Below are 8,091 nucleotides of genomic sequence, written 5' to 3' on the forward strand. Positions count from 1 at the left end.
AAGATTACAAGCGGCGTTCACCCCGAACTTGGAACAGCTCATCATGGTATTTAAAGCACCTTTACTCGACAAACCTGCTCCTGGCTGGAAGCGCGATCTGCCGGGACCAAACGAGTCGCCCTCCATTGAACCGTATCCACCCGTACTATCGAATCCGCCCAATTATGTTGACGATGTGTATCTCGAACTAGCGCGCGCGACTATGAGAGTTCGTGGAGTTGGTGTTTGGATGGTTCCTTTCATCTTTCTATTGTCTCTAGGCTTTCCGGCTACGCTGGTTGCTTTTGCAGTTAAAGAGCATAGTGCCCCCCCTACCTCTCTCGTTTTAGTAGCATTTTTTGGACTCATCACAGCTTTGTGGCTAGGGATTTACTTCTGGCGAATGGACGTTGCCCCTCCACGCGACGAACCCATCCGCTTTAACCGCTTCCGACGCAAAGTCTACGTCTACCGCTTTTACCGCGACGGCCTCAGGCCCTTCAGCCGCACCGCCTGGGGCGTTCGGGCCGAAGTCTATGACTGGGATAACCTGCGTGCCGAAGCCTGCAGCGTGTACGGCCCCATGGGCAGTGGCGGCCTCATCGAAACCGTCACCCTTGCCGTGGTGAAACCTGGCACCCACCAAGTAATAGATCGTTTTCATTTCGCCCACGAAATTCAACAAGGCGAAATGTACTGGGCCATGGCCCAACTGTTCATGCAACAAGGCCCGCAAGCCCTGCCCGCTTTTCCCCGCCCACCTCGTGACTGGAACAACGAAGACGTGAGCTTCAATCTCGCGCGTCGCTTGGCCCCCAAAGTGCAGTGGCCGGCCGAAATAGACCTTGAGTCACGTACAGCCTCTTGAGGTTCCGTCAATGCGAATCAGCCTATAACGGATGAATCAGGTGGGTTGATTGAACACTTCCGCACGCTGTCGGAAACCGACCGGGTGGCGATGCGCTATTTGACCTGCGCCTTCAAGGAGGTGTCCCGTTTTTGACAGGCTCGCACCTCCCCACCGCCAATCTGACCAGGGATACCAGTTTGGCGGGCTCTCCGCTCAATCGCACCTTCAAACCGGGTTTGAAAGATCGCTCCTACACCGTTGCCAAGCCCTTCCGACAGCCCCTTCTGAAAAACTCAGCAGTCACAAAAAATGACGAGCTCTTTCTTACAATAAACGTTATGTATTCAGTTGTTCCGGGCAAGAAGCCCACGTCTCCATTCATCTCATAAAGAAATAGGGTCATGCTAAATACTTCGTTTTTTCCCTCATTACGCACCGCCCCCGGCACATCCCTGCGGCCCCGCCAAATCAATCGAGAAGAAGAGCGCTTGATCCACTACTACCGCTCATTGTCGGATGAGGATCGTGAAGCGGTACGCTGCCTGTTGTATGCGGTCAAGGAAACCAGCGGGGCCGAACGCCCTCACCCATAAAAAGTGACAAAGTCATGGGTCAGCGAACGATGAAGTACCTGCGGGGTTGGACACGTTGCCAAGAGCCGGCCCCATGGAGCTTTTCTACCCAGCCAAAGCACGCCTGCCGACCCACAAGCAACGCCATCACGTGCGTGATTGTGACCGCGACCTCGCCGTCGGAACGTTCGACCTTGCTAGAGTACGAAGCCCCATCGCCGTGGAGGAACTGCGCATCCCCATGTCCGCCCTCCTCAGCCTTCAGCCACGATTTCCCTTCGGTGGCCTGACCATCTCCCGCTGTGTCGACGCGCTGACCCGACAGGATCTGCTCGACCCGCTTCCCTACGTGCGCCGGCACATCTGCGGCGACTGGGGCGATGTGCGCGCAGAGCATCGGCGCTACAACGACGCGGCTCTGAAACTTGGCGGTTACCTGCTGTCGTCCTATGTCATCAGTGACGGGTTGGACCTGTGTGTCTTCACGGAAGCGGACCGGAACCTTACGGCGGTTGCGGTTGGGGAATCCTGCTATGTGCTCCCGCAGGGCTCGCTACTCGCTTGTCGCCGGGAATTTTTCCCCAGCCCCTGTTTCCAGCCATTGTGCATTAACGCTCAACAGTCCTGCGATCCTATCGAGCTGCGAGTGCGGGATACCACGAGAAAACCAATTGGTCAGCCGCTGAGGGCTGATCTTCAGAAATAGCGCGAAATCCATTGGCGCGATCTTGCACTCCGACAGCACTACCCGCAGACGCACGCCGGAATATTCCGCGCTGGCAGCGCGAAGCATCGTTGATCGTCGCCCTGTGCGCGCTTCTTTCTCTTGGCCGTAGACCATTCCTTGCTCCTCGTATAGCTCCATGTGTTTTTTGCGCCTTTCGTAATGCAGGTTCACTGAGTATAAACACCGCGTTCATGGGGTCCAATTCCGATGTCGCATAGCTTCTTCGGGTGAGCATTGGGGGCGCATCACGCAGAGAGGCCTTTTCAAGCAGTTGCCAGGACATGTGGCAAGTCCACTGCCTGTAAACCACCGTGACTCAGGATTATCGGTACCAGAAGTGACGCATGACCAAAGGTCTATGTACGCCGGGCGGATGAACAAACAGTAGCTGGCTTGGCGACAGGTGAACTGAGCGAATCCGTTAACAATACGAATTTGAGTCTTAAAGGATCACCCTGGGCGCCCAAGGTTTTGCACACAAAAAAAGACGCCTAAGCGTCTATTCCGTAAATCACAGGCAAAAAAAAGCCACTCTATTGAGTGGCTTTTTCTTTAACGTTTGGAGCGGGAAACGAGACTCGAACTCGCGACCCCGACCTTGGCAAGGTCGTGCTCTACCAACTGAGCTATTCCCGCTTGGTGATGCGCATTCTATAGAATCCTCAGCACCCGTCAACCCCTTGATTCAAAAAAGTTTTATTTCTTTTCAACGGTGGTTCGCAGATGGGGCCAGGCCGCACGCAGATATTGCAGCATGGACCACAAGGTCAGGCCGGCCGCGACCAGCAGCAAGGCGTAGCCCGTGAGGACCCAGAACGAGAAGTCCGACGGGTTGGCCAGCAGGATGACCAGCGCGAGCATTTGCGCGGCGGTTTTCCATTTGCCCATGTTGGAGACGGCCACGTGGGCGCGGGCGCCGATTTCGGCCATCCATTCGCGCAGGGCCGACACGACGATCTCGCGGCCGATGATGACGGCGGCCGGCAGGGTCAGCCACAGGTTGCCGTGTTCCTGCACCAGCAGCACCAGGGCGACGGCCACCATGAGTTTGTCGGCCACGGGGTCGAGGAACGCGCCGAAGGGCGTGCTCTGTTCCAGACGGCGTGCCAGGTAGCCATCAAGCCAGTCGGTGGCGGCTGCGAAGGCAAATACCGAACTGGACGCGACGTAGCTCCATTCATACGGCAAATAGAACAACAAAATGAAAATCGGGATAAGCAGGACGCGTAGAACGGTGATCAGATTAGGGATATTCATCGGCACAACTGGCTACGAGGTGAGAAGGCATTCTATTCGCTGTGCAGATTGGCATAAATCAATTCAGCGAGCTTTTTACTGATACCGGGTGCTTTGGCTATTTCGTCAATGCTGGCACGGGACAGCTCCTGCAAGCCACCAAAATGTTTAAGCAAGTCACGACGGCGCGTCGGGCCGACCCCCGCAACCCCTTCCAGGGTTGAGGTTCGCCGGGTTTTGCCACGGCGGGCGCGGTGGCCGGTAATGGCGAAACGGTGCGCTTCGTCGCGGATTTGTTGAATCAGGTGCAGTGCGGGCGAGTCGCCCTTCAAAGTGAACTCATGGGCGGCATCATTCAAGTACAACGTTTCGAAACCGGCCTTGCGTGTGGTGCCCTTGGCTACGCCGAGCAGGATCAGGTCGGGCACCGCCAGTTCGTTGAGCACGTCACGGGCCATGGACAACTGGCCCTTGCCGCCGTCTACCAGCAGGATATCGGGCAACTTGCCCTCGCCGTCCTTCAACTTGCTGAAACGCCGCGTGAGCGCCTGGTGCATGGCGGCGTAGTCATCGCCTGCGGTAACGCCTTCGATGTTGTAGCGCCGATAGTCGGCCTTGATCGGCCCTTCCGGCCCGAATACCACGCAGGAGGCCACCGTGGCCTCACCGCTGGAGTGGCTGATGTCGTAGCACTCCAGGCGCTGGGGCGGCTCGTCCAAATTGAGGACCTCGGCCAGGGCGTCGAAGCGTGCAGCGACGTGCTGTCGGTTCGCCAGCCGCGCGCCCAGGGCCTGTTCGGCGTTGGTCACGGCCAGTTGCTGCCAGCGGGCACGGGTGCCGCGTACGCGGTGGCTGATGTCCAGCTCGCGGCCGCGCAGCTCGTGGATCGCTTCGATCAAGGTGGGAAAGTCTTCGTGCACCACATTGACGATCAGCTCCGACGGCAGGTCGCGCTCAGGGCTGCTGACGTAATAGTGGCCAAGGAACGCAGCCATGACTTCTGCCACGTCTTCGTCGATACCGGTCTGCGGGAAAAAGTTCTTGCTCCCCAACACTCGCCCGCCACGCACGCTGATCAGGTGCACACAAGCGCCGCCCGGGTTGACGAACGCGGCGATCACGTCAACGTCACCGGTGCCGCCTTCCATGCTTTGCTGGTCCTGGACACGGCGCAGCAGGGAGATCTGGTCGCGCAGTTCGGCGGCCTTTTCGAAATCCAGGGTACTGGCGGCCTGCTCCATGGCCCCGGACAACTCATCGGTGAGTGCGTTGCTGCGCCCTTCGAGGAACATCACCGAATGGCGCACATCCTCGGCGTACTCCGAAGGTTCCACCAGGCCCACGCAGGGCGCCTTGCAGCGCTTGATCTGGTATTGCAGGCACGGCCGGGTGCGGTTCTTGTAGAAGCTGTCTTCGCACTGACGCACAAAAAAGGTTTTTTGCAGCAGGCTCAGGCTTTCACGAATCGCCCCGGCGCTGGGGTAAGGCCCGAAGTACTTGCCCTTTTGCTTCTTTGCCCCGCGGTGAATGCTCAGGCGGGGAAAGTTGCCGTCGGATAAAAACACGTAAGGGTAGGATTTATCATCACGCAACAGGATGTTGTAAGGCGGCCGCCATTCCTTGATCAGCGTCTGCTCAAGCAGCAGCGCCTCGGTTTCATTGGCGGTGATGGTGGTTTCGACCTGGGCGATACGCGCCACCAGGGCGGCGGTTTTCGGCGCAAGGCCGGTCTTGCGAAAGTAGCTCGCCAGACGGTTCTTCAGGTTCTTGGCTTTGCCCACGTAAAGCAGGCGCGCCTCGCTGTCGAACATGCGGTACACGCCGGGGCGGCCACTGCAGGTGGAGAGAAAGGCACTGGGATCAAACGGTGTGGTCATGTCAGGCGCTGGCGTCCACCATGCCGTGGCGCACTGCGAGCAGGGTCAATTCAACATCACTGCTGATGGCAAGCTTCTCGAAGATACGATAACGGTAGGTATTGACGGTCTTGGGCGACAGGCACAGCTTGTCAGAGATGGTCTGCACCTTCTGGCAACCGACGATCATCAGGGCGATCTGGATTTCCCGCTCCGACAGCGCATCAAACGGCGAATCGCTGGTGGGCTGGAACGATTTGATGGCCAATTGCTGGGCAATTTGCGGGCTGATGTAACGCTGGCCGGCAAAAACCAGGCGAATGGCTTGCACCATCTCGGCCAGGCCCGCGCCCTTGGTGAGGTAGCCGGCGGCACCGGCTTGCAGTAAACGGGTGGGAAACGGGTCTTCCTCGCACACCGTGACCACCACGACCTTGATGTCCGGATGGCTGCGCAATAGCTTGGTCGTGGCACCAAGACCGCCAATCCCAGGCATCTTGACGTCCATCAGTACCACATCGGGCTTCAACTCCCGGGCCTTGATCAGGGATTCCTCCCCCGACTCCGCCTGGCCGACTACTTGCAGGCCGTCGATGTCAGCCAGCATTCGTGTAATGCCTGTACGAACGAGATCATGGTCATCGACTACTAGCACCCTAATCAAGCAGACACCTCGCGATATGGTCTTATAGGTTGCTGAACACCTTAGCAAAAAACCAAGGCGCAGACCTAGTTGCAAGTGTCATATATATAGAGATTAAACGTGCTGCGGCTGTTCGCCGGCTGGCGAACAGCCCTGTTTCCTGGGCTAAAGGTCAGGATTCCTGGGGGGGCGACTTGGCTTTTCCGTTCACTACGGATGAATGCTCAGCCAAGGTACTGGTCAAGCGACGGATTGCGTCCTGGTCTTCCTTGAACATCGCTCGGTAATTGCCCAGCACTTTCTCTTCGATCTTGCTCAGGTTATCCAGCTGGATCGGCGTTGGGCTGCCGGTCAACACGTACAGGATATCCACACCTTTTTCGGCGACGCGAGACAAATAGTCGGCCTTGGGTGCACGACCACCGCTTTCATATTTGCCTTGGGCGTTCGCTTCAACGCCTCCAATTTCTCCAAAAACTTTCTGCGACAGGCCAAGTCGCTCTCTTTCTTGCCTTAAGCGCGAACCGATTCCACTCATTTGGATGTATGATCCTAAATTGGCACACCCCAAGAGGTGTCACACCATCACTTCGTTAAACAAACTTGAACGGTTTTGAACTATGCCCGGAATCCGTACTGCTGCACAAGCCAAGGCCTGGCTGGAACATCAAGGAAAGTCAGTTCAAGCGTTCGCCCGGGAGCATGGCGTAGACCCGGCAACCACGTATCAAGTGCTCTCCGGGCGCAAAAAGGGACGGCGTGGAGAAGCCCATAAAGTGGCGGTACTTCTGGGCATGAAAGAGGGCGTTATCGTGGATGAGCCAAGAGCTCAATCCCACGACGAACAAAGCACTAACTGACAGCAGTATGCGCTTATTTGTAGGACGTGCATGTTTTAGTCCGATGTGAGTGCGCGACACTCACGCTCCATCCGCCAGAAGCCATCCTCTTCACCGACAATGCTCAACCCCAAGCGCTGATACAGCCTTCTTGCCGGGTTGGTCTTGAACACCGTCAAACGTAGAAAGCCCAGGCCCTCGACGCGTGCCTTGAACGCCATTTGCTCCAGCACCCATGTGCCCGCGCCCTGCTTGCGGCAGCATTCCAGCAGGTGCAGCTCGCGGATATACAGGGCCTTGCCATCGCGGCTCAGGCTGATAAAGCCCATGACGACGTCATCGTTGCAGATCAGCCAGTTCTCGCGGCCCGCCCAGGCCACGTCGAAGCCGTCGCTGGACCACAACAAGCCGTTCTGACGGTAGTAATGGCTCATGGCCTGCTGGGTCAGGGTGCGGGCAAACGGCAGGTCCTGCTCGATGGCCCGGCGCAAATGAAACCTCATTCAGAGGGCGACCACTTGGCCGGTCCACTGCCCGCCGTCGCGACGGGCGATCACCAACGCGTCGCCGACACCGGGGGCGGCAACAAGCAAGTTGCCATCGGCGGTCCAGATCGCACTGCGACCGGCACAAGCCCAGCCTCCAGATGGGCCACCGTGGTTAGCCATCAGTACCAACAGGCCATGCTCGGCCGCATAGCCTTCAAGCAAAGCACTGTCCGCCGCGTAGCCTGCCTCGCTGATCAGTACGCTTGCGGCATACACTGTGGCGCCCGCTGCCGCCGCTTGGCGTGGATGGCTGGCCTGGGAAAAGTCCGCACACACCGCCAATGCTATGCGGTCATCTCCGAATGCCAAGACCTCACCGCCCTGCCCCGCAGCAAATGCCAGCTCCTCACCGGGGTGCAAGTGCTGCTTGGTGTAGACGCCGACTGAGCCGTCCGCCCCCAGCACCAACGCGCCGATCAGCACGCCTGCTTGTGGCGCCAACCGCACCGGCATGCCCACCACGGCCGTCAACCGCAGCTCCCGCGCCAGCTCACGCAACGGCGCCAATACGGCGTCTTGCGGGGCGATGGCCAAGTCGGCCGCCAGGAACGGCTCGTAGCCGGTCAGTGACAGTTCTGGAAACACCAGGCATTGCACGCCCTGTTCAGCCGCGGCCCACATCAACGCCAGGTGCCGCTGGATATTGGCAGCGACATCGCCCGGGATGGAAACGGTTTGCGCCGCAGCAAGGGTCAAGGCAGTCATGGTCGCGTCCTGGCAATCATTGTTTGAGAGCCGTCAGCATATCCACACTTGCCCATAACGGCATAGGTATCTACACAACTGAGTGGACTGTAGCAGCGGACGGTAACCACGATGCGAAGCGAGTCGCTCTTGATCT

General features: G+C 58.2%; 10 protein-coding genes and 1 tRNA gene. 4 read left to right on the forward strand and 7 right to left on the reverse strand.

Annotated features, from left to right (window positions below; genetic code table 11):
* The 3 genes from QK296_RS29075 to QK296_RS26450 all read left to right on the forward strand — a co-directional run.
* Window positions 1-847 (forward strand): DUF6708 domain-containing protein (locus QK296_RS29075; protein ID WP_348775211.1); only part of this gene is annotated, 847 nt, incomplete at its 5' end.
* Window positions 848-1,230: 383 nt separating this feature from the next.
* Complete coding sequence (locus QK296_RS26445; protein WP_032892413.1) at window positions 1,231-1,422, forward strand: hypothetical protein; 192 nt, start codon at window positions 1,231-1,233, stop codon at window positions 1,420-1,422.
* A 73-nt stretch (window positions 1,423-1,495) separates the two neighbouring features.
* Window positions 1,496-2,107, forward strand: coding sequence for a hypothetical protein (locus QK296_RS26450; RefSeq protein ID WP_186354198.1), 612 nt, complete (start codon window positions 1,496-1,498; stop codon window positions 2,105-2,107).
* Window positions 2,108-2,688: 581 nt separating this feature from the next.
* On the opposite strand, the gene QK296_RS26455 is transcribed toward QK296_RS26450, so the two are convergent.
* From QK296_RS26455 to QK296_RS26475, 5 genes are all read right to left on the reverse strand, one after another.
* Window positions 2,689-2,764 (reverse strand) — tRNA-Gly (locus QK296_RS26455).
* 60 nt (window positions 2,765-2,824) lie between these two features.
* Entirely contained in the window at window positions 2,825-3,385 is a 561-nt protein-coding gene (gene pgsA, locus QK296_RS26460; RefSeq protein ID WP_003190391.1) for a CDP-diacylglycerol--glycerol-3-phosphate 3-phosphatidyltransferase, read from the reverse strand.
* A gap of 32 nt (window positions 3,386-3,417) precedes the next feature.
* Entirely contained in the window at window positions 3,418-5,241 is a 1,824-nt protein-coding gene (gene uvrC, locus QK296_RS26465) for an excinuclease ABC subunit UvrC (RefSeq protein WP_003190389.1), read from the reverse strand.
* A gap of 1 nt (window position 5,242) precedes the next feature.
* Window positions 5,243-5,884, reverse strand: a complete 642-nt coding sequence (gene uvrY / locus QK296_RS26470) for a UvrY/SirA/GacA family response regulator transcription factor (protein ID WP_003190387.1) — start codon at window positions 5,882-5,884, stop codon at window positions 5,243-5,245.
* Between the two features lie 151 nt (window positions 5,885-6,035).
* Window positions 6,036-6,401 carry a helix-turn-helix transcriptional regulator gene (locus QK296_RS26475; RefSeq protein WP_003190384.1) on the reverse strand — a complete coding sequence of 122 codons (366 nt, stop codon included), beginning with the start codon at window positions 6,399-6,401 and terminating at the stop codon, window positions 6,036-6,038.
* 82 nt (window positions 6,402-6,483) lie between these two features.
* On the opposite strand from QK296_RS26475, the gene QK296_RS26480 reads away from it, so the two are divergent.
* Entirely contained in the window at window positions 6,484-6,723 is a 240-nt protein-coding gene (locus QK296_RS26480; RefSeq protein ID WP_003190382.1) for a DNA-binding protein, read from the forward strand.
* Window positions 6,724-6,758: 35 nt separating this feature from the next.
* On the opposite strand, the gene QK296_RS26485 is transcribed toward QK296_RS26480, so the two are convergent.
* Both QK296_RS26485 and QK296_RS26490 read right to left on the reverse strand, forming a co-directional pair.
* Complete coding sequence (locus tag QK296_RS26485) at window positions 6,759-7,205, reverse strand: GNAT family N-acetyltransferase (protein ID WP_003190380.1); 447 nt, start codon at window positions 7,203-7,205, stop codon at window positions 6,759-6,761.
* Entirely contained in the window at window positions 7,206-7,955 is a 750-nt protein-coding gene (locus QK296_RS26490; protein WP_034135290.1) for a carbon-nitrogen hydrolase family protein, read from the reverse strand. It lies immediately after the preceding gene.
* Window positions 7,956-8,091 lie beyond the last annotated feature (136 nt).

Origin of the sequence: Pseudomonas sp. AL10, from assembly GCF_029960685.1 — a bacterium.
GTDB classification, from domain to species: Bacteria; Pseudomonadota; Gammaproteobacteria; order Pseudomonadales; family Pseudomonadaceae; genus Aquipseudomonas; species Aquipseudomonas lactis.